General features: G+C 58.5%; 19 protein-coding genes. 13 read left to right on the plus strand and 6 right to left on the minus strand.

Features of this window, described 5'->3' with window-relative positions:
• Position 1: 1 nt before the first annotated feature.
• Genes cobU through HBH25_RS09300 form a run of 4 tightly spaced genes read left to right on the plus strand, consistent with a single transcriptional unit; the run spans position 2 to position 2,851 of the window.
• Positions 2–523, plus strand: coding sequence for a bifunctional adenosylcobinamide kinase/adenosylcobinamide-phosphate guanylyltransferase (cobU, locus tag HBH25_RS09285; protein ID WP_168083633.1), 522 nt, complete (start codon positions 2–4; stop codon positions 521–523).
• Positions 520–1,572, plus strand: a complete 1,053-nt coding sequence (gene cobT / locus HBH25_RS09290) for a nicotinate-nucleotide--dimethylbenzimidazole phosphoribosyltransferase (RefSeq protein WP_168083634.1) — start codon at positions 520–522, stop codon at positions 1,570–1,572. Before cobU ends, cobT begins: the two co-directional genes overlap by 4 nt.
• The gene (locus tag HBH25_RS09295) at positions 1,569–2,141 is read left to right on the plus strand and encodes a histidine phosphatase family protein (protein ID WP_168083635.1); all 573 of its coding nucleotides are present in this window, start codon (positions 1,569–1,571) and stop codon (positions 2,139–2,141) included. Before cobT ends, HBH25_RS09295 begins: the two co-directional genes overlap by 4 nt.
• Entirely contained in the window at positions 2,141–2,851 is a 711-nt protein-coding gene (locus tag HBH25_RS09300; protein ID WP_168083856.1) for an adenosylcobinamide-GDP ribazoletransferase, read from the plus strand. Before HBH25_RS09295 ends, HBH25_RS09300 begins: the two co-directional genes overlap by 1 nt.
• A gap of 20 nt (positions 2,852–2,871) precedes the next feature.
• Here HBH25_RS09300 and HBH25_RS09305 read toward each other — a convergent pair whose 3' ends face one another.
• Positions 2,872–3,621 (minus strand): amidohydrolase family protein, encoded by a 750-nt coding sequence (locus tag HBH25_RS09305; protein ID WP_168083636.1) that lies wholly within the window; start codon positions 3,619–3,621, stop codon positions 2,872–2,874.
• Positions 3,622–3,628: 7 nt separating this feature from the next.
• Positions 3,629–3,976, minus strand: coding sequence for a hypothetical protein (locus tag HBH25_RS09310; RefSeq protein ID WP_168083637.1), 348 nt, complete (start codon positions 3,974–3,976; stop codon positions 3,629–3,631).
• 332 nt (positions 3,977–4,308) lie between these two features.
• Here HBH25_RS09310 and HBH25_RS09315 point away from each other — a divergent pair, with 332 nt between their 5' ends.
• Positions 4,309–9,174: an NAD-glutamate dehydrogenase gene (locus HBH25_RS09315; protein WP_168083638.1), complete on the plus strand. Its 4,866-nt coding sequence runs from the start codon at positions 4,309–4,311 to the stop codon at positions 9,172–9,174.
• A gap of 136 nt (positions 9,175–9,310) precedes the next feature.
• Positions 9,311–9,823 carry a hypothetical protein gene (locus HBH25_RS09320; protein ID WP_168083639.1) on the plus strand — a complete coding sequence of 171 codons (513 nt, stop codon included), beginning with the start codon at positions 9,311–9,313 and terminating at the stop codon, positions 9,821–9,823.
• Between the two features lie 98 nt (positions 9,824–9,921).
• Here HBH25_RS09320 and HBH25_RS09325 read toward each other — a convergent pair whose 3' ends face one another.
• A complete protein-coding gene (locus HBH25_RS09325) occupies positions 9,922–12,192 on the minus strand; it encodes a type III effector HopM1 (protein WP_168083640.1) in 2,271 nt (756 codons plus the stop codon).
• Positions 12,189–12,632, minus strand: a complete 444-nt coding sequence (locus tag HBH25_RS09330) for a CesT family type III secretion system chaperone (protein WP_168083641.1) — start codon at positions 12,630–12,632, stop codon at positions 12,189–12,191. Before HBH25_RS09330 ends, HBH25_RS09325 begins: the two co-directional genes overlap by 4 nt.
• Before the next feature lie 826 nt (positions 12,633–13,458).
• Between HBH25_RS09330 and HBH25_RS23510 the strand changes: the two genes are divergently transcribed.
• From HBH25_RS23510 to HBH25_RS09350, 4 genes are all read left to right on the plus strand, one after another.
• Positions 13,459–13,848 carry an isocitrate lyase/phosphoenolpyruvate mutase family protein gene (locus HBH25_RS23510; protein ID WP_168083642.1) on the plus strand — a complete coding sequence of 130 codons (390 nt, stop codon included), beginning with the start codon at positions 13,459–13,461 and terminating at the stop codon, positions 13,846–13,848.
• A 5-nt stretch (positions 13,849–13,853) separates the two neighbouring features.
• Positions 13,854–14,171: an isocitrate lyase/phosphoenolpyruvate mutase family protein gene (locus HBH25_RS23515; protein WP_168083643.1), complete on the plus strand. Its 318-nt coding sequence runs from the start codon at positions 13,854–13,856 to the stop codon at positions 14,169–14,171.
• 136 nt (positions 14,172–14,307) lie between these two features.
• Positions 14,308–14,892 (plus strand): HD domain-containing protein, encoded by a 585-nt coding sequence (locus HBH25_RS09345; RefSeq protein WP_168083644.1) that lies wholly within the window; start codon positions 14,308–14,310, stop codon positions 14,890–14,892.
• Between the two features lie 79 nt (positions 14,893–14,971).
• Complete coding sequence (locus HBH25_RS09350) at positions 14,972–15,241, plus strand: cupin domain-containing protein (protein ID WP_168083645.1); 270 nt, start codon at positions 14,972–14,974, stop codon at positions 15,239–15,241.
• Between the two features lie 238 nt (positions 15,242–15,479).
• On the opposite strand, the gene acnB is transcribed toward HBH25_RS09350, so the two are convergent.
• Entirely contained in the window at positions 15,480–18,089 is a 2,610-nt protein-coding gene (acnB, locus tag HBH25_RS09355) for a bifunctional aconitate hydratase 2/2-methylisocitrate dehydratase (protein WP_168083857.1), read from the minus strand.
• 389 nt (positions 18,090–18,478) lie between these two features.
• Between acnB and HBH25_RS09360 the strand changes: the two genes are divergently transcribed.
• The 3 genes from HBH25_RS09360 (at position 18,479) to HBH25_RS09370 (ending at position 20,458) form a co-directional block, all read left to right on the plus strand.
• A complete protein-coding gene (locus tag HBH25_RS09360) occupies positions 18,479–18,943 on the plus strand; it encodes a DUF1289 domain-containing protein (RefSeq protein WP_168083858.1) in 465 nt (154 codons plus the stop codon).
• Positions 18,940–19,419 carry a YiiD C-terminal domain-containing protein gene (locus HBH25_RS09365; RefSeq protein ID WP_168083646.1) on the plus strand — a complete coding sequence of 160 codons (480 nt, stop codon included), beginning with the start codon at positions 18,940–18,942 and terminating at the stop codon, positions 19,417–19,419. The genes HBH25_RS09360 and HBH25_RS09365 overlap by 4 nt, the downstream gene beginning before the upstream one ends.
• A 325-nt stretch (positions 19,420–19,744) precedes the next feature.
• Positions 19,745–20,458 (plus strand): LuxR C-terminal-related transcriptional regulator, encoded by a 714-nt coding sequence (locus tag HBH25_RS09370; RefSeq protein ID WP_168083647.1) that lies wholly within the window; start codon positions 19,745–19,747, stop codon positions 20,456–20,458.
• A gap of 496 nt (positions 20,459–20,954) precedes the next feature.
• Here HBH25_RS09370 and HBH25_RS09375 read toward each other — a convergent pair whose 3' ends face one another.
• Positions 20,955–22,220 carry a cupin-like domain-containing protein gene (locus HBH25_RS09375; protein ID WP_168083648.1) on the minus strand — a complete coding sequence of 422 codons (1,266 nt, stop codon included), beginning with the start codon at positions 22,218–22,220 and terminating at the stop codon, positions 20,955–20,957.
• Positions 22,221–22,228: the final 8 nt, after the last annotated feature.

Here is a 22,228-nt window from a genome sequence, read left to right on the forward strand (position 1 = left end):
CATGCGCCGGCTGATACTGGGGGGCGCGCGGTCTGGTAAAAGCAAGCTGGCGGAAAGCCTTGCGATGGCCAGCGGCTTGCCCGTTACCTACATCGCAACCAGCGAACCACGGGACGCTGAGCTGGATGCCCGCGTGCGCTTGCACCAAGCCAGGCGCCCGGCGGAATGGGCACTGGTCGAGGAGCCCCTGGCGTTGGCCAGCGTACTGAGCGCCCATGCCGCCCCAGGAGCCTGTGTGCTGGTGGACTGCCTGACCCTGTGGCTCACTAACCTGCTGATGCTGGACAGCCCCGAACGCCTGGCCACTGAGCGAGACGCCCTGCTGGTCACGTTAGGCCAGTTGCCTGGCGAGATCATTCTGGTGAGCAATGAAACCGGCCTGGGCATCGTTCCCTTGGGTGAGCTCACCCGCCGCTATGTGGATGAAGCTGGGCTGCTCCACCAGGCTATCGCTGAACGCTGCCAGCACGTGGTGCTTACCGTGGCTGGCCTTCCTCTGACCTTGAAAGGACCTACCCCATGACCACGGCCTGGTGGCTAGCGCCCTGTGCGCAAGCACATACTCAGTTCACGGCTGTTGCACAGGAGCGTCAGCGTCAATTGACCAAGCCTGCAGGCTCCCTAGGCCAGCTCGAAGCTATCGCGGTTCGGCTCGCAGCGCTACAGGGCACGCCTTCGCCCAAGGTCGCCAATGTGCACATCGGCCTGTTCGCTGGGGACCACGGTATCGTGGCGGAAGGGGTCTCACCCTACCCGCAGGCCGTGACGGGCCAGATGCTGCGCAACTTTATCAATGGGGGCGCCGCTATCAGCGTGCTAGCCAGGAGCCTGGGCGCACAGATGGCGGTGGTGGACCTGGGCACGGTCGTGCCGCTGGACCTGCCCGGCGTTCGCCAGGTGCGGCTGGGTGCAGGAACCCGTAACTTTGCCCATGAGCCCGCCATGACGCCAGAACAGTGCGAGCAGGCGCTGCACGTGGGGCGGGAAACGGCCCAGGCTGCTGCCGCTGCTGGGGCACAGTTGTTCATCGGTGGGGAAATGGGCATCGGCAACACCACAGCAGCCTCTGCGTTAGGGTGCTGGCTGCTGGGCTGTGCCCCTGCCGAGCTGGTCGGCCCCGGTACCGGGCTGGACCCTCAAGGTGTCGCCCATAAGGCGAATGTGATCGAGGCGGCCCTTGAGGCTCACGCCCCGCAGCTTCAGGCGCCGCTCGCGGCGCTGGCCTGTTTCGGGGGGTTTGAAATCGCAGGCCTGGTGGGCAGTTACCTGGGTGCCGCCCAGGCCGGGGTGCCGTGCCTGGTCGATGGGTTCATCTGCTCGGTCGCCGCGTTGCTGGCCGTACGCTTGAACCCCGGCTGCCTGCCGTGGTTATTCTTCGCTCACCAAAGCGCAGAGCCGGGGCATGCACGCTTGCTTGAGGCATTGAACGCACAGCCGTTGCTTGCATTGGGCTTGAGGCTGGGTGAAGGCAGTGGCGCGGCTTTGGCGGTGCCACTGATGAGGCTGGCCTGTGAACTGCACAACGGTATGGCCACCTTTGCCGAAGCAGCCGTGGCGGACCGCGCCCAATGAGCCTGCGCCTGGACCTGCTGCGTCACGGTGAAACCGAGCGCGGCGGTGGCTTTCGCGGCAGCCTGGACGACGCGCTGACACCAGCAGGCTGGGCAGCCCTGGAAACCGCTGTCACGGGGCAGGGGCCTTGGGATGCCATCGTCACCTCACCCTTGCAACGGTGTGCCGCCTTTGCAGCGGTGCTGGCTGATCGTCTATCACTGCCGCTGCTGACCGTGCCAGACCTACGTGAATTGCATTTTGGCGCGTGGGAAGGCCTTTCAGCCGCTGAGCTGATGGTAGACCAGGCCGACGCCCTTGGCCGGTTCTGGGAGGACCCGTTCAGCTTCACCCCGCCCGGTGGTGAGCCGCTGGCAGCGTTTTGCGCACGGATCAACAGCGCTGTCGACCTGCTGCAGGCCAACTACACCGGCCAGCGGCTGCTGGTGATCAGCCACGCCGGTGTGATGCGAGTGCTGCTGGCCCAGGCCCGCGGGTTGCCACCTGGCGAGCTGTTGCAGGTGGTTGTGGGGCATGGCGAGCTGCACCCTGTGGCCCTCAGCGACGCCGGCCAGTGGAGCGCCTTATGATCCTGCCTTGGTGGATCGCTTTGCAGTTTCTCAGCAGCTTGCCCGTGCGGCTCAAGCGTATCCCCACAGCAGCTGAGAACGGGCGTTCGCTGCTGTTCTATCCCGCGGTAGGGGTGTTGTTCGCTACCTTGCTGGCCGTGCTGGACCGGGGGCTGGCTGGGGCACCGGCACTGCTTCATGGGGCGCTATTGCTGGCGGCCTGGGTAGCCCTTACTGGAGGCCTGCACCTGGACGGTTTCGCCGACACAGCGGATGCCTGGGTAGGGGGCTATGGGGATCGCAGGCGCACCTTGGCGATCATGAAGGATCCGCGCAGCGGCCCCATGGCGGTCGTGGCCCTGATAGTGCTCCTGCTGCTGAAATTCACCGCCTTAGTGACAATAGCACCCGCTGGGCATGCCTGGCTCTGGGTGCCGGTGTTGGCCCGGGCCGCACTGCTGGCGCTGTTTCTCACCACCCCTTACGTACGGCCTGGCGGGCTTGGAGAAACCCTGGCCACCCATGTGCCTCGCTCGGCAGGGTGGTGGGTAGTGGGGGCCTGCTTGCTGGCCGGGTTCATGGCCCTCGGCGCGGTGATGCTGATTGGAATTGCCACCTTTGTTGGCCTGCGTTGGTGGCTGATGCGTCGCCTTGGCGGTACCACAGGCGATACCGCCGGCGCGCTGGTGGAATGCCTGGAAGTGGTGCTGTTGGTAGGCCTGGCCGCTTGAGCGGAGAAAGGTTGCAACGGCTACGGGTGGCCACAGCGGTAGAACGCCTGGGCGTTGCGCCACAGCACGGCCTGCGCTCGTGCCTCGCCCAGCGCATCTTTGATCAAGGTGATATCGGCCGCCTGGAAAGGCCTGGGCGCACGGGTGGACGGCAAGTCGCTGCCAAACATCAATGCGTGGGGGTTGGCCGCATCCAGTTGCTGCAAGGCCGGGCCCACGGCGAAATCGACCCTGCCAAAACCACAAGCCTTCACCCGAACCCCTTGCTCCACCAGCCGTTGCAGGGCAGGCAGGCCTTCGCCGCTCAATCCCAAGTGGTCGATGCTGACCGCTGGCAGGCGCAGCAATCGGGGCGTCAGGCCCGCCAGGTCGCGGCTGTCCACGTACAGTTCCACATGCCAGCCGAATAATGCGTGCACCCGCTGGGCCATGCGTTCCAGTTGGCCCAGCGGCTCGGAGCCGCCGCGGCGCAGGTTGAACCGCAGGGCCCGTATGCCATGGGTATGCAGGTCGGCCAATGCCTGGTCTGTGACAGTCGCTTCCACTTGGGTCACGCCCACGAACCCCTTGCCCAGGCGTTTCAATGCGTCGATCAGGTAGGCCTGGTCAAACGCCTGGAAGGACCCCGACACCACGGCGCCGCCGGTCACCCCCAAGGGCGTAGCCTGTGCCAGGTAGGCGCCGACGTCGAACGCTGGCGGCAGGTAGCCTTGGTTGGGTACCAACGGAAAGCGCGGGTCGATGATGTGGCAATGGGCGTCGAACAGCATAGGGGCGCTACTCCAGGACCAAGGTGCCGGTGCCTTGAAGAATGACCTGCAAGGCCGCCTGAACGTCTTCCAGGTCTACCAAAGCGTCGGTCAGGTCTGCGCTTAGCCGAACGGCGGAAAAGGGCGCCTCGGTGTCAGCGGGCAGGTCTACCCATAGCCGGCTTGCGCTCAAGGTCACCCGGAAGTCCCGTGCGGTGACCGCCTGCTCATCCCATACCAGCTCCACGTCGTCTTCGCCCGGCGCCCGGGACAGCAGCAGCATTTCGCCTTCGGTGCCCTGGCAGCAGAACAGGGCCAGGTTGTCTTCTTCTTCATCGCAGGGGTTGCCCATCAACAGCGCTGCTTTCATGTGCATGGTCTGATCTCGAAAAAGGATGGCGCATTGTGGCACGCCGCATGGTTTTTCACAGCGGGCCCCGGCCCAGCCATTCATTGCTGTTAGAGGTTGCGCTTGGTGCAACCCTGGGCTGACCGAATATGTCGCGCTGTGGCAAGATGTCACAGGGCAAGTGTCGCTAAGCTGAGGCGTTGATGACACTGGCGGCAGGGGTTGAACAATCTGCCCATGTCATAGCCCAAAGGCTTCATAACGCTCTGCCAAAGGTTCCTGGCCGCACGCAGGCCCGGCCAGGCAGAGCACACAGGCTACGCTTCCACCAAATACAAAGCCCAAGCGGAGTATCACAGATGGCGTTTTTCACTGCGGCCAGCAAAGCCGACTTCCAGCATCAACTGCAGGCGGTACTGGCCCAGCACGTTGACGAACATGCCCTGCCACAAGTAGCCCTGTTCGCCGACCAGTTCTTTGGCATCATTTCCCTGGATGAATTGACCGAGCGCCGGTTGTCTGACCTCGCCGGCTGCACGTTGTCGGCCTGGCGCCTGATGCAACGTTTCAAGCCCCAGCAGCCTGAGGTGCGGGTATACAACCCAGACTACGAACGCCACGGCTGGCAGTCTACCCACAGCGTGGTAGAGGTGCTGCACGAAGACCTGCCGTTCCTGGTGGACTCGGTGCGCACCGAGCTCAACCGCCGGGGCTATAGCATCCACACCTTGCAGACCGCTGTACTGAGCGTGCGCCGCGGCGCGGCCGGCGAGCTGCTGGAGGTGTTGCCGAAAAATACCCATGGCGAAGGCGTGGCCCAGGAATCGTTGATGTACCTGGAGATCGACCGCTGTGCCACAGCTTCCGGCCTGGCCGGGTTGTCCAGTGCGCTGCTTGAGGTGCTGGGCGAAGTACGCGCCACCGTGGCGGACTTCGACCCCATGAAAGCCAAGCTCCATGACATGCTGGCGCTGGTGGACAACAGCCCGTGGCCGGTCGATGGCGCCGAAAAAGCTGAAGTGAAGGTATTCCTGCAGTGGCTGGTGGACAACCACTTCACCTTCCTGGGCTACGAAGAATTCGAGGTACACGAGGACGCGCAGGGCGGCCATCTTGTGTATGACGAGCAGTCTTTCCTGGGCTTGCCGCGCCTGCTGCGTGCCGGGCTTACCGCCGAAGACCTGCGTATCGAGGACTTTGCCCTAAAGTACCTGCGCGAGCCGGTGCTGCTGTCATTCGCCAAGGCCGCCCAGCCCAGCCGTGTGCACCGTCCGGCCTACCCGGACTACGTGTCTATCCGGCAGATCGATGCCGACGGCCGCGTGACCAAGGAATGCCGCTTCATGGGCCTGTACACCTCGGCGGTGTATGGCACCGTCGTGCACCAGATCCCCTACGTGCGTAGCAAAGTGGCCGAAATCGAGCGCCGTTCGGGCTTCGACATGGGCGCCCACCTGGGCAAGGAGTTGGCCCAGGTGATCGAAGTGTTGCCCCGCGACGACCTGTTCCAGACCCCGGTGGACGAGCTGTTCAGCACCGTGATGTCCATCGTGCAGATCCAGGAGCGCGCCAAGGTGCGTGTATTCCTGCGCAAGGACCCGTACGGCCGCTTCTGCTACTGCCTGGCCTATGTACCGCGCGACGTGTATTCCACGGAGGTGCGCCAGAAGATCCAGCAGGTACTGATGGACCGCCTCAAGGCCAGCGACTGCGAATTCTGGACCTTCTTCTCCGAGTCGGTACTGGCACGCGTGCAGCTGATTCTTCGGGTAGACCCAGCCAACCGCCAGGACATCGACCCGCAGCAGCTGGAGCGTGAAGTGGTACAGGCCTGCCGTTCCTGGCAGGACGATTACCATGCCATGACCATCGAGAACTTCGGCGAAGCCCAAGGCACCAACCTGCTGGCCGAATTCCCCAAAGGCTTCCCTGCTGGCTACCGCGAGCGGTTTGCTGCGCACTCGGCTGTGGTGGACATGCAGCACCTGCAGGCCCTGAGCGATGCCCGGCCCTTGGTGATGAGCTTCTACCAGCCACTGGCTCAAGGCGGTGAACGCCAGCTGCACTGCAAGCTGTACCATGCCGATGTGCCCCTGGCCCTGTCGGACGTGTTGCCGATTCTGGAAAACCTGGGCCTGCGCGTGCTGGGTGAATTCCCCTATCGCTTGCGCAACCGCAATGGCCGCGAATTCTGGATTCACGACTTCGCCTTCACCTACGCCGACGGCTTGAAGCTGGACCTGCAACAACTCAATGACACCTTGCAGGATGCCTTCGTGCACATCGTCAACGGCGATGCCGAGAACGATGCCTTCAACCGCCTGGTACTGACCGCTGGCCTGCCATGGCGTGACGTGGCGCTGCTGCGCGCCTACGCGCGCTACCTCAAGCAGATCCGCCTGGGCTTCGACCTGGGCTATATCGCGGCGGCGCTGAACAACCATACAGACATTGCGCGCGAACTGACGCGGCTGTTCAAGACCCGCTTCTACCTGGCGCGCAAGCTGACCGGCGATGACCTGGACGACAAGCAGCAACGCCTGGAACAGGCCATTCTCGCGGCGCTGGATGATGTCCAGGTGCTGAACGAGGACCGCATCTTGCGGCGTTACTTGGACCTGATCAAAGCCACCCAGCGCACCAACTTCTACCAGCCGGGTGCCGATGGGCAGCCCAAGCCGTACTTCAGCTTCAAGTTCAACCCTTCACTGATTCCGGAACTGCCACGGCCAGTGCCCAAGTTCGAGATCTTTGTGTACTGCCCCCGCGTGGAAGGCGTGCACTTGCGCTTTGGCAACGTGGCCCGTGGCGGCCTGCGCTGGTCGGACCGTGAAGAAGACTACCGTACCGAAGTGCTGGGCCTGGTGAAGGCGCAGCAGGTTAAAAACTCCGTCATTGTGCCCCTGGGTGCCAAGGGCGGTTTCATTCCGCGCCGCCTGCCCGTGGGTGGTACCCGTGACGAGGTACAGAACGAGGCCATCGCCTGCTATCGCCTCTTCATTTCCGGCTTGCTGGACATCACGGACAACCTCAAGGAAGGTGAAGTCGTCCCACCGGCCAACGTGGTGCGCCACGACGGCGACGATCCCTACCTGGTGGTAGCCGCCGACAAGGGCACCGCGACCTTTTCGGACATCGCCAACGGCATTGCGACCAGCTATGGCTTCTGGCTGGGTGACGCCTTTGCCTCCGGTGGCTCGGCCGGTTACGACCACAAAGGCATGGGGATCACCGCCCGTGGTGCCTGGGTAGGGGTGCAGCGCCACTTCCGCGAGCGCGGCATCGACGTGCAGAAAGACAACATCACCGTGATCGGCGTAGGCGACATGGCCGGTGACGTATTCGGCAACGGCTTGCTGATGTCGGACACGCTGCAACTGGTAGCCGCCTTCAACCACCTGCACATTTTCATCGACCCCAACCCGGATGCCGCACTGAGCTTTGCCGAGCGTCAGCGCCTGTTCAATTTGCCGCGCTCGGCCTGGAGCGATTACGACGCGTCGCTGATCTCTGCCGGCGGCGGTATCTTCCAGCGCAGCGCCAAGAGCATCGCCATCAGCCCGCAAATGAAAGCACGGTTCGATATTCAGGCCGATCGCCTGACGCCCACCGAGCTGCTTCATGCGCTACTCAAGGCACCTGTGGACCTGCTGTGGAACGGCGGTATCGGGACCTATGTGAAATCCAGTGAAGAAAGCCATGCCGATGTGGGCGACAAGGCCAACGACGCCTTGCGCGTCAATGGCGATGAACTGCGCTGCAAGGTTGTGGGCGAGGGCGGCAACCTGGGCATGACCCAACTGGGCCGCGTGGAGTACGGCCTGCACGGTGGCGCCACCAACACGGACTTCATCGACAACGCCGGTGGTGTGGACTGCTCCGACCACGAAGTGAACATCAAGATTTTGCTCAACGAGGCTGTGGCCGCCGGTGACCTCACCGAGAAACAGCGCAACGAACTGCTGGGCAGCATGACCGATGAAGTGGCTAACCTGGTGCTGGGCAACAACTACAAGCAGACCCAGGCGTTGTCTATCGCGGCCCGCCGTGCCAACGACCGCCTTGCCGAGTACAAACGGTTGATTGGGGACCTGGAAAGCCGTGGCAAGCTGGACCGTGCCATTGAATTCCTGCCCAACGAGGAGCAACTGGCCGAGCGTGCAAGCACAGGCCGCGGCCTCACACGTGCCGAGCTGTGTGTGCTGATTTCCTACAGCAAGATCGACCTGAAGGAGACGCTGCTCAACTCCAACGTACCGGATGACGATTACCTCACCCGGGACATGGAAACCGCGTTCCCACCTAGCCTTGTGGCCAAGTACGGTACGGCCATGCGCCGTCACCGCCTCAAGCGCGAAATCGTCAGCACCCAGATCGCCAACGACCTGGTGAACCACATGGGCATCACCTTCGTGCAGCGCCTGAAGGAATCCACTGGCATGAGCGCCGCGGCAGTGGCCGGTGCGTATGTGGTGGTACGGGACATCTTCCACCTGCCTCACTGGTTCCGCCAGATCGAAGCCCTGGACTACCTCGTGCCTGCCGAGCTTCAGTTGAGCCTTATGGAAGAGCTGATGCGCCTGGGCCGCCGTGCCACACGCTGGTTCCTGCGCAACCGGCGCAATGACCAGGACGCTGGCCGTGACGTTGCCCACTTCGGGCCCCATATCACGGCTCTGGGGCTCAAGCTCAACGAGCTGCTGCAAGGCCCGACGCAAAGTGCGTGGGAAGGGCGGTATCAGGCCTACGTGGAAGCGGGTGTACCTGAGCTGCTGGCACGGATGGTTGCAGGCACCACGTACCTCTACAACCTGTTGCCGATCATTGAGGCGTCCGACGTCACAGGGCAAAGTGCCGCCAATGTGGCCAAGGCGTTCTTCGCCAGTGGCAGTGCATTGGACCTGAACTGGTACCTCCAGCAGATCAGCAGCCTGCCTGTGCAGAGCAACTGGCAGGCCCTGGCGCGTGAGGCCTTCAGGGATGACCTGGACCTGCAACAGCGGGCGATCACGATTTCCGTGCTTCAACTTCAGGAAGCGCCGGATGACGTGGATGCACGGGTTGCGCTGTGGCTGGAACAGCATCGTGCCCACGTGGAGCGCTGGCGTGGCATGCTGGACGACCTTCGTGCTGCCACTACCACGGACTATGCCATGTATGCCGTAGCCAACCGGGAGCTGGCTGACCTGGCCCTGAGCCCGGCGGTCTCTCACAGCGTGGTGTAACTATCTCTGCCTGGTCGCTCCTGCACGGGGCGACCAGGCGGCTAGCCGTTCCCTCTGCTCGTCACCCTGGGTCCTTCTTATGTTGGGAGCGTGCGCATTGTGCGCACCTCCTTAAACTGTCAAGAGGGACGCCCACATGGCTGACATCAACGGACGATCATTTATTGCCACGCTTCAAAGCGCTCAGGCCGACGTGTGGTACCCGGTTGGGTTTACGACCGATGCGCCCAGTGAAATGGAAGGTTGGCTTATTCAATGCAAAACCCCGCAAGCCGGCGCAATGTTCCAATTCGACTTTATCAGGCAATCCGGAACCCGCCTGTATTACAACATCAGTGGTGCCCCAGGTTCACCTTGGGCAGGCGCGAAGCTGGGTGTGAGCTCGGATGGGTACGTAGGTTTCTACACGATTGCTTCGGTGACCGATCCCTGGAAAATCGAGCTCGTACTCGATAACAGCCACCCCGATTATTGCCATTTCTACCTCAGAGACCATCGAGGGCACAGGATAGGCGCCATCAAAGAATGGTTTGGAAACTTTTCATTTATTAGCGTAAGGCGTTATCCGCCTCACCAGACCCATTATTGGTTGAATGTAGATAAAGGTGATGTGCTTTATTTTCAGGCGCACATTCTTGAATACCTCTGACAGAGCCAGGCCTTCCCTATAGCGCCTCTACCTCCCGCCTTTGGGCGGGGGGGCTTTATGGAGGCGGCACTTGGCAAAAGGTCAGGTAGAGCAGTACTTCAGGACGCTGTACCAGCGACGGTAGAGGGCCCGCCAGGCGGGCTGCTCTGATCACTTGTGGTGCCCTGGGCTGCGGGTTGGGCAGGAACACGCGGGTGGCTTCCCACATTTGAAAGTGCAACATCCAGGCTTACAGGCGTGGACAGGTCACCCAGGCTTAGTCGGGGTGGATTGGCAGCTATCGGGGCAGGCGGCTGTGGCGCCACCGTGGCGTTATTCCGGCGGCGCACCGTATTACCTAACGCGCCCCCAAGGCTAACGGTAGTGCCTACGGCGGCTTCAGTCAGCATCGTGGCGAGTTGTGGAGCCACTTGCGTGAGCCCCCGTATACGGTTGTAGCCGTTTTCTACACCCCGCATAACGGTGTCTGGCTGAGTACCGTGTGCAAGGGTGGGGCGATCAGGCCGCAGCACGTTGGCGATGGCGCCGCTTACACGGTCGGTGTCATCGGCCTTGGCTTCGCTCCCCGATTGCCGGTTGGCATAGAACGGCAGCAGCAGCGCTACGGCTTGAATGTACGCAAGGGCCACGGAACCTGCAGCGCCTGAGCGTGTAGCGGTATCCAGCGAACCCATAGCTCTGCCGATGGCGTTGTAGCCGAGCATCCCTTCGGCAGCACTCCATATTTTGCTCGCATAGCTTTCCCGCGCGTCACTACGCCTCGGGTCTACAGTGGGCAAGGCTTTGCTCACAACCTTTCCGAGCCGTTCGTACAGGCTGTCTTCAGGGGCGGCCTTGGGCACGTGTGTCGGCAGGTCGCGGCCATCGTGCCTGTAGGTTGTGTTTAGCTTGCCCAGGGCTTGGGTGAACGCCATGCCCACCCCGCCTGCAAACGAGGTCGCTCCACGCGCCGGCACACTGCCTGTATTCTGGTCTGAGGTAACACTCACTAATTGGCGAACCATCTGGGCCAAGGGTTGGTTGAGGTAGGTAAGCGCATCGCCTCTCAGGGTGCCGGTCTTGAAGTCGTTCTGGCTGTTGAGAAACTTCGTACGAGCCTGTTCCACCACGGCCTGTTCTGCAGCCATTTCCGTGTCGGTGCGCTCGTGATAGCGCCCATTCACCACCGTGGCGCGTGAGGCGTCATGAATCAGGCTGTCTACCGGTACCTCTGTACTCTCCCTTAATCCCAGGCTAGCGAGCGCTTCGCGTGCAGCGGGCTTGACAATGCTATCCAGCCCCTCATGCACAGCACCCATGGCGGCGCCGTTGGCCAAGGACTGGGTCACCAAGCTGAGCACTGTCAGCCGAGGGTCTACGTAGGCACGCGCCATAACGAACAGCAACGCGGAGGCGATGCCTTGCGCAATGCCCTCCGCCATACTGGTGGCCAGCTGGGTGAACCAGCCTTTGCGCAAGGCATTCAAGGCGGTAACATGGTCGTCCAGTTGCACGCGTTTGGCAGCCTGATCAACGGGATTGGTGCCATCCGACACTTGCGTGAAATGATCGTGCAGTACTTGCCAGGCCTGCACATTCTGTTCAGCTACCGCGACACGCTGGGCTTGTTCATGGTTTTTAGGCGCCTGCGCTTGCAGCGGCTTAAGTACCCTTTGTGCAGCTTCAAGACGCTCATCAACGAGCGTACGCGTGGTTTCCAGCAGTTGCCCTACACTGTGTTGCCAGGCGGTGGCGGTATCGATGAAAGCCCGGTGCCCGGCGTTGATCTGGGTGCGTTGAGTGTCGGTCAGCGGGCTCTGAAGCGCTTGGTGAAAAAAAGCCTCGTGCCCTTCCAGATGCCTGGCCATACGCTCCAGGCCTTCGTCCAGGGCCGCACATACCTGATCGTGCGCCAGGCTGGCGTGCTGAGGGTCACTGAACAGGCCGCCGATGTGCTGCATGAACGTAGTCACTTCTACCTCCGGCACTCGCGGCGCTAGGGGTGAGGCTTGCCCACGGTCGAGCAGGTCTCCAGCGCTATAGAAGTCCAGCCCCGGATGGGCCAGGAGCAAGGCGCCTTCCAGCGCCATGCGCCGCTTTGCCACTTCGCTGGGTGGCAGATGATTGGCCTGTGCAGCAAGCGCTTGGGCAGCGTGTTGTAGCGGCGCCAATGCCGGCACTGCCCGCGTTTCCAGCGCTGCCATGGACGAAGGTTGAGCCAGTTGCTGCAACTGTTGGGCATTCAAGGGCGCATCGGTGCTATGGCTGATCTGGCGAGGCGCGGCACTGCCTACAGCGCTCGTTTCAACTGGCTGAGCGCGCTCCACGTCAGCCAGCGGGCCGTTGGGGTATAGCACCCCCCGCAATGCACTCAGTGGCGAAAAATTCATCGCGCCACCCCCCGCTGCAGGTTAGCGCGCGCGGGCGTGCCCTCAAGAAAATACCCCTGGCGCCACGCGTTGGCCATGTCGGCCAATTGCCCTAGCAGTTCCAGCAACCCTATGGCGCCAAGCCCTGGCAAAGGGGCAACCGCTGCAAGGGTGGCGCGGCCTGTTTGAGGGTTTACCGTGCATACAGGGCTGGCCGAACCGGTGAACAGGTTGAAATTGATTTCCAGCAGCCTGCACAACACCTCGTCACGTCGGCGGGTGGGCAGGGCGCCAAGATCACAGTGAATAATGATTTCACTGGCAGCCCCTTGGCGCTCAACCAGGCTGATATCTACTCCATCGATATTTAGCGCCGTACGCTCATACAACGCCTTGGCATCAGGAAGACGGCTTAGCTGGCACAGCTGGTCGATCAGCAAGCAAAAGGGAGCAGAGGGCATTTTCAATTCCAGGTTGCCACATCAGGTGCCTGTATGTGGCGATGCCCTGGGTGGCGTTCCGCTGGAGGTAGCAAGGTTCACGAAAACTTAATATTTAGTCATCTCACCGCAGGCCGCGATTGAAGAACAAAGAGGGGCTGCTGAACGTCCTGCAGTAGAGCACGAGTTATTGATTGGCAGAATTTCAGAATTTAACTCGTGGATTGAGCCAAGTGACCTCAAGCTGGAACAATATTTGGGTGCCATCCCAGTACAAGTCGAAGTCAATAGGTGGATAGAGTAGATAGCCTCATACCATTTGCGACTACGATAGGATCACAAAACTGGTGGGCCCTGTTTGGTATGTTTCCATTGATAGCTATGTTGGCTTGAGTCGGAAGGGGAGAATTTGGCCAAGCCGCGTAGCGCCCAATCGCATGATTCATATGTCTGGAGTGTCCGCCCTGAGAGAAGTAATCTGTAATGAGGCAAAACCCCCACCACAGATTTTTGGAGCTGAAATTTCACTTGGAAGCTGCCGAGCCGCCGCCGGAACGAACCTTAACACTATTGCTGGTAACGGCTGGAATGCCGCTAGAGATAAAAATTTTATAGTATTCTCCAATAGTTTCTATTAGCCCGGTAGTGGACTTTTCGAAGGCTATACTCTGGATCCAATAAAATCAAGAAACTAAAGCTCTTTTTTTGAGAAAATTGTAACAATATTTTTATACCAAGTAACTTATATGGTTTCTGGTTGCACGAGATTTTTTTAAAAAAACTTGAATTTTAAATGACTTGGGGGTAAGACTAAAAAGACAGATCTAACCAGTGGACGGTGAATGAAATGTCAAATTTTCGGCATACTGCAGAATTCCGCAAAAAGCTGCTTAATTCGAAGCTGGATCTTATTCTGGAGGCGCACAATGGTCTGCCTGTTCGGATTGCCGAAGAAAGTGGATTTGCCGCCGTCTGGGCCTCTGGTCTTTCAATTTCATCATCGCTAGGGCTTAGAGATTGCAACGAAGCCTCATGGAGCGAGGTCGTGGATATCACGAAAGTCATGCATGACGCTGTTTACATTCCGATTTTATTTGACGGTGATTCAGAATTTGGTAATTTCAATAGCGTCAAGTGCATTGTTAAACGGCTCTCGCATTACGGGACAGCAGGAGTTTTTCTGGAAGATAAACAATTTTCAAAGATAAATTCATTCATCGCGGGCGAACTGCGTTGAGCACGGTGGGCAAGTTCGCAGGTAAAATCAAAGCTGCCCAGCACTCCAAAGTAAATGAGCAATTTACGGTAATTGCTCGTACAGAGGCTCTCATTGCTGGCATGGGTGTAGACAGGGCGTTGGAGAGAGCGGCGAGTTACTATCAGGCATGTGCAGATGCGATCTTCATTCATTCAAAAGAAGCTAACGGATCCGATGTGTTGGAATTCGATAAGCGCCGGAATAGAAAATGCTCCTTACTCGTTGCGCCAACCACTTACTTTAATGCACCTCTCACGTCATTGGAAGAAGCGGGTGTGTCGATCTATATCTGTGCAAAATAACCTGATGCGTGCATCAGTTTATGCAATGCGCCAAGTTGCCTATCAAATGCAGCAAGAAAACAATATAAGCACCATCAGTGATAGTATTTCATCACGGAATGATGTATTTGGTTTGTGAGTTATGAGGAGCTGAAAAATGCAGAAGCCCTATATTTGCGCGCATGATGGTTTAAAGGTTGCAGAGGTGACGTCTGTATTGCATGAGGCAATGCGGCGCTGCGAGCACATAATGCTTACTAGTAGACAAACTGTTGCTAGCCATTCTTTATGGTGTGCGCAACAAGCAGTTAATGCTGAATGTGATGCGGCTATGATTGTTTCAGCTATGTTTCATGATATAGGGCACTATATATTAGCTGGCGATCCGGAAATATCCGATTATGATAGGGATGCAGAGCATGCAGAATTGGGAGCAGCCTGGTTGGCGCGCTGGTTTCCTGAAGAGGTATATGCGCCTATTGCTATGCATGTCAAGGCTAAAAGGTATCTCGCAACTATCAAGCCCGACTACGTCGTCCTGTTATGCGCAGGTTCTTTGCAAAGCTTCGAAAGCCAGGGCGGCATCATGAATGAAGATGAGCTAAAAAATTTCGAAAATGAGAAATATTTTGGTCAAGCCATACAGCTTAGATATTTTGACGACCAGCCTTACAAAGGACAAAAAATAAATCCGTACATCTGGTACGAAGAACTTATATCTTTAGTCTTGGGGCAGGTATGACAGAAAAAATAGATACTCATGTGCATCTGTTATTGAGCGAAAAACAGATCTTGCCGAATTGGTCAAATGTCAAAATATCATGGATGTTGATGTGATTGGCGGTTTAGATGCCGTTTGCATAACGAAACATATTGGGGTGGCCGGGTATGAAGCCTTAATGAGTGGACTTTTCGTTCGTCATCTGTTCGATGCTGCCTTAAGCGTCAGCGTACGTTGGAGCAGTAAAGGAGCTCAGCGGCAGGATGTTTTAAATGAAGGAGATTCTATCTATATAGATTCTTGGGTTCCACACTCATTCTACTCTTTAACGCCTGACTCACAGATATTGGCTATAGATTATTCATCGTGAACTGGCTTTGCTCACCTTCAAAAATAATCATATTCCAGGAACGGTTTAGTAGCTTGATAACTTAAGTCTGGTATCTCGGGCACGGCATGGTGGGAGATGCGAAATTCGAGGCAGATACGGGGCGCAAGCCAAACATCGAGCATATCGCCTTAATAAAAACCCCCGGTGCTGAACAGGTGTCCAGCGACCGGGGGTATTCACCCTAAGCGGGCAGTGCTTTCAGCAAGCAGCGTGCTGTTTACACCTGCGCGACCGGGATCTTGGCGTTTTCCGCAGCATCACGGAAATCGGCGATCTGGTCGAAGCTCAGGTAGCGGTACACATCGGCTGCCATGCTGTCGATGTTTTGCGCATAGCCCATGTACTCTTCGACACTCGGCAGTTTGCCGATAATCGATGCCACAGCAGCCAATTCTGCAGAGGCCAGGTACACGTTGGCACCGTCACCCAGGCGGTTGGGGAAGTTACGAGTAGACGTGGACACAACGGTAGCGTTGGCCGCTACCCGTGCCTGGTTACCCATGCACAGCGAGCACCCTGGCATTTCCATACGTGCGCCGGCTTTGCCGTAGATGCCGTAGTAGCCTTCCTCGGTCAGCTGGTGGGCATCCATCTTCGTCGGGGGGGAGAGCCACAGGCGAGTTGGGATGGCGCCTTTGACCTTGTCCAGCAGCTTGCCCGCAGCGCGGAAGTGGCCGATGTTGGTCATGCACGAACCGATGAACACTTCATCGATTTTCTCGCCAGCCACCGTGGACAGCAGGCGGGCATCGTCCGGGTCGTTCGGTGCGCAGAGCACAGGCTCTTTCACTTCGGACAGGTCGATCTCGATCACTTCGGCGTATTCGGCGTCCGCGTCTGCGGCCATCAGTTCCGGGTTGGCAATCCAGGCTTCCATGGCTTGGGCACGGCGTTCCAGGGTGCGCGCATCGCCGTAGCCTTCGCTGATCATCCAGCGCAGCAGGGTGATGTTGGATTGCAGGTACTCGGCGATGGCCTTTTCCGGCAGCTTGATGGTGCAACCGGCGGCAGAGCGCTCAGCCGAGGCGTCGGACAGCTCGAACGCTTGCTCGACCGTCAGCTCGTCCAGGCCTTCGATTTCCAGGATGCGACCAGAGAAGGCGTTTTTCTTGCCCTTCTTCTCAACGGTGAGCAGGCCTTTCTGGATGGCGTAGTACGGAATGGCGTGAACCAGGTCGCGTAACGTAATGCCAGGCTGCATCTTGCCTTTGAAGCGCACCAGTACCGATTCAGGCATGTCCAGCGGCATTACACCCGTGGCCGCCGCGAAAGCTACCAGGCCGGAGCCGGCCGGGAACGAGATGCCCATGGGGAAGCGGGTGTGGGAATCGCCACCGGTGCCTACGGTGTCCGGCAGCAGCATGCGGTTCAGCCAGCTGTGAATGATGCCGTCGCCTGGGCGAAGGGACACGCCACCACGGGTGCGGATAAAGTCAGGCAAGGTGTGGTGAGTGGTGACGTCGATGGGTTTCGGGTAAGCAGCGGTGTGGCAGAAGGACTGCATCACCAGGTCGGCCGAGAAGCCCAGGCAAGCCAGGTCTTTCAGCTCGTCGCGGGTCATCGGGCCGGTGGTGTCCTGGGACCCCACGGTGGTCATCTTCGGTTCACAGTAGGTGCCTGGGCGAACGCCCTTGCCAGCTTCAAGGCCACAGGCCTTGCCCACCATTTTCTGCGCCAGGGTGTAGCCCTTGCCGGTGTCGACCGGGGCTTCCGGCAGTTTGAACAGGTCGGTGCTGCCCAGGTTCAGCTCGGCGCGGGCCTTGTCGGTCAGGCCACGGCCCACGATCAGTGGGATACGGCCGCCAGCGCGCACCTCGTCCAACAGCACGGGAGTTTTGAGTTCGAAGGTGGTGATCACCTCATCGGTGCCGTGCTTGCACACCTTGCCGGCGTGGGGGTACACGTCGATCACGTCGCCCATTTCCAGGTTCGACACGTCGAACTCGATGGGCAGGGCGCCGGCGTCTTCCATGGTGTTGTAGAAGATAGGGGCGATCTTGGTGCCAAAGCAGAAGCCACCGGCGCGCTTGTTCGGTACGTAAGGAATGTCGTCACCGAAGAACCACAGTACCGAGTTGGTCGCCGATTTGCGGGAGGAACCCGTACCGACCACGTCACCGACGTAGGCCACGGGGAAGCCCTTGGCCTTCACTTCTTCGATCTGCTTGAGTGGGCCAATGGCGCCTTGCTGCTCAGGCACGATGCCGTCGCGGGCCATTTTCAGCATGGCCAAGGCGTGCAGCGGGATGTCTGGGCGCGACCAGGCGTCTGGGGCAGGGGACAGGTCGTCGGTGTTGGTCTCGCCAGGCACCTTGAACACGGTCAGGGTGTATTTGTCAGCGATAGCCGGGCGCTTGGTGAACCACTCACCGGCTGCCCAGGATTCGAGCACGGCCTTGGCATGGGCATTGCCGTTCTTGGCTTTTTCGGCCACGTCGTGGAAGGCGTCGAACATCAGCAACGTGTGCTTGAGCTGTTCGGCGGCCACGCTGGCCAGCTCGGCGCTGTCGAGTAGTTCAACCAGGGTATGGATGTTGTAGCCGCCCTGCATGGTGCCCAGCAGTTCGGTGGCGCGCTTCTTGTCGATCAGGGGCGAGGTGGCTTCGCCCTTGGCCAACGCGGACAGAAAGCCGGCCTTCACATAGGCGGCTTCGTCTACCCCTGGGGGAACGCGGTTGGTGATCAGGTCTACAAGGAAGGCTTCTTCACCAGCAGGCGGGTTCTTCAGCAGCTCGACCAGGCCGGCGGTTTGTTCGGCGTTCAGCGGCTGGGGCACGATACCCTGGGCGGCACGCTCTTCGGAGTGTTTGCGATAGGCTTCAAGCACAGTTATTACCCTCATCAGTGGTCCCGCGTGGGGACGCTCGTCCAGCGGCGCTCTCGCACACCGGGGCCGCACGGCTATGGAAGCCGGCTGGCCGGGGTAGCGATGAGTGCCAGGCAGAAGCTGTTTTCAAAGTTTTACGCCGGCAGAATGCTCAGCTGATGAGGGCTGGCACGGAGGCTGGGGCCGTGCCATTGCATTCTGACGGATGGACTGTACTCGTGACGCTTTGAAAACAGCTTCCAATGGACATTGGTGCCTTCAAGCAGGCCGGATGATTCTACGGCATAAATGCCGCGAAGGTAAGTTGCCCGTTGAGCCATTAAGGGTGAAACCACTACGACTAAGGGCTAAGATAGGCGGCCTGCTGCCTTGTCGACACACCTGTGAACATGCCTGAAACTACCATCAAAACGCCCTGTGTGGGCCTGTGCTCTACGGTCTACGGGGACCTGGTGTGCCGAGGTTGCAAGCGCTTTCACCATGAGGTGATTGACTGGAATGGCTACACCGATGCGCAGAAGCGCGTGGTCTGGCTACGGTTGGAGCAACTGCTGGTTCAGGTGATGGAAGGCAAGGTGGAGGTGTTCGACCCGGCCCGGCTGCGCCTTCAACTGGAGCAACGCAAGATCCGCTTCCAGCCCAGGCAGTCGGAGTACTGCTGGGCGTACCAACTCATCGCCCGTGGCGCACGCATGATCATCCAGCTGGACGCTTATGGCCTGGCGCTGCTGCCTGAATTTCGTACCTGGGAGCTGCCCGCCCTGCGAGACGCCATCGACCGGGAATTTTTCCTGCTGTCCGAAGCGCACTACGAGCGCTACATCGCACCGGCCTTCTTGAGGGAGGGGCTATGAGCCAGCGCTCCGATATCACCTTTACAACGGTCCAGGTGGAGGCGCTTGAGCGTAGGCTGTATCAAGACATTCCCCTGAGCTTAGCCATGGGTGTAACCGTGCGTGGTGTAGACGCCAATGTACTGACCCTGCACGCGCCCCTGGCGCCCAACCATAACCACAAAGGCACCTTGTTCGGCGGCAGCGTTTACAGCCTGGCCGTGTTGGCCGCCTGGTCGTGGCTGTACGTGAATACCCAAGCGCAGGGCATGGACGGCCATATCGTGATCCAGGGTGGCAGTATCGAGTACTCCTTGCCGATAAGTAGTGACGGGCTAGGGATCTGCCACCCGGTGACTGAAGAGGCCTGGGCTCGGTTCGCGCAGACCTTCGCCCGCCGTGGCAAAGCGCGAATCAACGTGAGCAGCGTGGTCAGAGGGGAGGGCGGGGAAGCTGATGCGGCGCGTTTCGTCGGGGTGTTTGTGCTGCAAAGGTAGCATTCAAGCTTTGACTCAGCTCGCCAGCCTCTTCACACGTAACGCATAACAGCTTCATACCAATGTACCTCACTCGGCACCCTTAGCACTCTGATCATGAGCACCTCATACAAGGAGGTGCTCATGAGTGATGGTTATTACAAGGATGACGGCTACGTCAACATCCGCCCGGGCCCTGCGCCCTTTGCCGGCAATGACGTTTTTTTGGTATAGCGTTGTTGCATGGTGGATGTATCTAGTGGTTATAATTGAGTTAGACGCGCTAGCTTCTGGATATAGTCAAGAACAATCTAAGGATTACTACAGCTGGCGGTGTGGGGGCGCTATGCCGTGTCTGTGTAGTGAATGGTACCAAGAAAATACTACTGCCTTTGACAAGGTAGAAGATTCAACGCAGTTAGCTGCGCAATTACAGATTGTAGCTATTGAGCATAATTTTGAAGTCGCTTTACTAATTCTAAATCTACCTACGCCTTTTACTCGGCACCGGTGTGTCGTCATCCGTCATGGCTGGCCGATCTGGGTAGGTAGCGTAGCCGAGCAGTTTGTTGGTGTGTTACGTCCTCATATTGCTGCAAGCGCTTTATGTGATGATACAGTGGCTTGGGTTGCTGAGGAGTGCTCAGAAATCCTTCGTCCCTTTAAAAAGGCTGTAGATTTACGAGATAGCAGTGGAGTAACACTCTCGGTCAGCGAAGGAAGTGGAATAAGTCACTCGATATCCTTCGTTCGTTCCGGGGAGCCTGTATTGGACACAGAGCTCGCTTCACTTCGCATGAGAGTTAGATGTATTGGAGGGATGGCTAGTCGGGCAGTCGCCCGGCTGGGCTTAGGCTTGGTGGACAGTTTCGAGTTGACTTCCCGCGAGCTTGAAGTACTTCGTTGGACAGCAGATGGTAAGTGCACCCACGATGTTGGAAAAATACTAGGTATTTCTGCAAATACGGTCAATTATCATATAAAAAATTTGACGTGCAAGATGGGGTGTTCAAGCAAGCTTCATGCGGTGGCTTATGCCGCCCGTTGGCAGTTGATATAGTTAACTATTAGTTTATTGGGGATGATGGGTAGGTGCCGGTCGCGGGACAAACTGGCCTAGGGGGATTCGGAAGGACGAACGATTCTGGACATGGGGGATAACATAGGCTGTGTACGAAAAAGTTTTGACGCGAAGGTGAGGCCGGGCCGCGCAGACAAGGAAGCGGATTGTGCCCGCATTCGGCTAGGCCTGCACCCGACTGGGCCCGCACCCGGGTTTACTGGTTGTAAATGAGCATTCCGACAGGGACGCTCAGTCGGCGACGCCCAGTCTGGGCTAGCAATCCAGCCTAGGGGGAACGCCGAAGCGGCCCAACCTAAGCGGCCCTACCGGTTTTCAACGCAGCGTCACCGAGTGTCAGGACTTTTCGGAAATAGTCTAGGGCTTTATCCAAGTTCGAAGGGCCGTCATTTATCGATAATCCACCGATCAAAACGGCCTGCGCTCCACTGTCTATGTACTCATCGCTGCCGACTGCAACAAGGCAGGAAAGCGTTCAAGCAATCACGTCGATGGCAGCCTGAGCATATAGCCATCGCACCACACCGAGGATCTCCTCATCACCGAGTTGCCCACGCAGTACCTGCGTCATCGCTAGAGGTTCGGCTCGCAGTAACAGCCCGACCAAGACACGAATCGCCTGAAGTTGCTTTACACACCGCATCGCTCCGCCAGCGAACAATAGCCCTGCCTTCTCGTCCAGTGCCAGCAAAAAAAGCGGGCTGTCCAGCCTTGCACTGAGCATCAGGTCTGGCCAATACAACACGTCAGGGCGATCCACAGCGCGATCACGGATGACGCCGTTGGCAGACAATTTGAGCAACATTTGGATTTTGCTGTTATCGCGGATAGTGTTGATAAACCGTACTGCTTGCACAGGCAGTTCGACCTCGTCAAGCGACTCAAATACCATGCTGGGACGTTGCTTGATAGCACCCATCGGCGTTTTGCCCGCCTTAGAGGCCATCGAAGCTTTAATCGGGTTTTCGCAGAACCTTTGGGCGGTACCATGGCTGAACATGCCCACTGACAAGGTCAGAGTTGTTTCCAACTTATCCAGTTTGTTGTAATGCCACCAACCGGCGGGAATGAAGAAAATCTCGCCCGCTGCTACCTCATAAACAACGGCATCATCCGCATAGGGACTGATATCAATATGCCCAAAGCAGATGCCGTTGAGCGCGGACTTTTTCTCCAGCGCCATGCTGTCAAAATAAGTTGGCGGCCATAGCATCATGCGCTTGCGGCCATACAAGGGGAACAGAAAAGTGTCGCAGGAATCATTATGCAGGCCAATCCAAGTCGAGCGATACCTACCGCCAATGAATACAGCATTGGCGCCAGGGTACGGCATGCCATAACGCTCAATGTAGCCATGCGTGAACGCACGTAGTTTAGTGGCCACGGTACTGGAGTGCTTCAGACAATAGTCACGTGTAAACGTTATTCCTTCGGCATCATTGAGCGCAGCGAAGTCCCTGACAAACTGTTCGAACCCTTCAAAGTGCTCGGGAAAAGCTGGCACCGCCGGTTGGTCAAGCATCCTGCCGTCAGCGTTGATGGTCAGGTCACCCGATTCGACGATGTTTCTTGCCAACTGAAAAACGTCCTGCAGGGTCAATAGTGGCTCGATAAGTGCGTCCTTTTCAATTACCACTGGTTGCGACTTATTGTTTGAGCGGTTGACGAACTGCTCCCAAAAAGAAGAAGGAATAACGGGTGTGTTTTTTCTGGTCGAGCGTGCAGTTCTTGTAGATGTCATCGGTGATT

Source organism: Pseudomonas quercus, from assembly GCF_012033695.1.
Lineage (GTDB): Bacteria > Pseudomonadota > Gammaproteobacteria > Pseudomonadales > Pseudomonadaceae > Aquipseudomonas > Aquipseudomonas quercus.

Coding starts and splice junctions, on each gene's coding strand:
- cobU (WP_168083633.1), top strand. CDS start 2: ATGCGCCGGCTGATACTGGGGGGCGCGCGGTCTGGTAAAAGCAAGCTG.
- cobT (WP_168083634.1), top strand. CDS start 520: ATGACCACGGCCTGGTGGCTAGCGCCCTGTGCGCAAGCACATACTCAG.
- HBH25_RS09295 (WP_168083635.1), top strand. CDS start 1,569: ATGAGCCTGCGCCTGGACCTGCTGCGTCACGGTGAAACCGAGCGCGGC.
- HBH25_RS09305 (WP_168083636.1), bottom strand. CDS start 3,621: ATGCTGTTCGACGCCCATTGCCACATCATCGACCCGCGCTTTCCGTTG.
- HBH25_RS09310 (WP_168083637.1), bottom strand. CDS start 3,976: ATGCACATGAAAGCAGCGCTGTTGATGGGCAACCCCTGCGATGAAGAA.
- HBH25_RS09315 (WP_168083638.1), top strand. CDS start 4,309: ATGGCGTTTTTCACTGCGGCCAGCAAAGCCGACTTCCAGCATCAACTG.
- HBH25_RS09320 (WP_168083639.1), top strand. CDS start 9,311: ATGGCTGACATCAACGGACGATCATTTATTGCCACGCTTCAAAGCGCT.
- HBH25_RS09325 (WP_168083640.1), bottom strand. CDS start 12,192: ATGAATTTTTCGCCACTGAGTGCATTGCGGGGGGTGCTATACCCCAAC.
- HBH25_RS09330 (WP_168083641.1), bottom strand. CDS start 12,632: ATGCCCTCTGCTCCCTTTTGCTTGCTGATCGACCAGCTGTGCCAGCTA.
- HBH25_RS23510 (WP_168083642.1), top strand. CDS start 13,459: ATGTCAAATTTTCGGCATACTGCAGAATTCCGCAAAAAGCTGCTTAAT.
- HBH25_RS09345 (WP_168083644.1), top strand. CDS start 14,308: ATGCAGAAGCCCTATATTTGCGCGCATGATGGTTTAAAGGTTGCAGAG.
- HBH25_RS09350 (WP_168083645.1), top strand. CDS start 14,972: ATGGATGTTGATGTGATTGGCGGTTTAGATGCCGTTTGCATAACGAAA.
- HBH25_RS09360 (WP_168083858.1), top strand. CDS start 18,479: ATGCCTGAAACTACCATCAAAACGCCCTGTGTGGGCCTGTGCTCTACG.
- HBH25_RS09365 (WP_168083646.1), top strand. CDS start 18,940: ATGAGCCAGCGCTCCGATATCACCTTTACAACGGTCCAGGTGGAGGCG.
- HBH25_RS09370 (WP_168083647.1), top strand. CDS start 19,745: ATGCCGTGTCTGTGTAGTGAATGGTACCAAGAAAATACTACTGCCTTT.
- HBH25_RS09375 (WP_168083648.1), bottom strand. CDS start 22,220: ATGACATCTACAAGAACTGCACGCTCGACCAGAAAAAACACACCCGTT.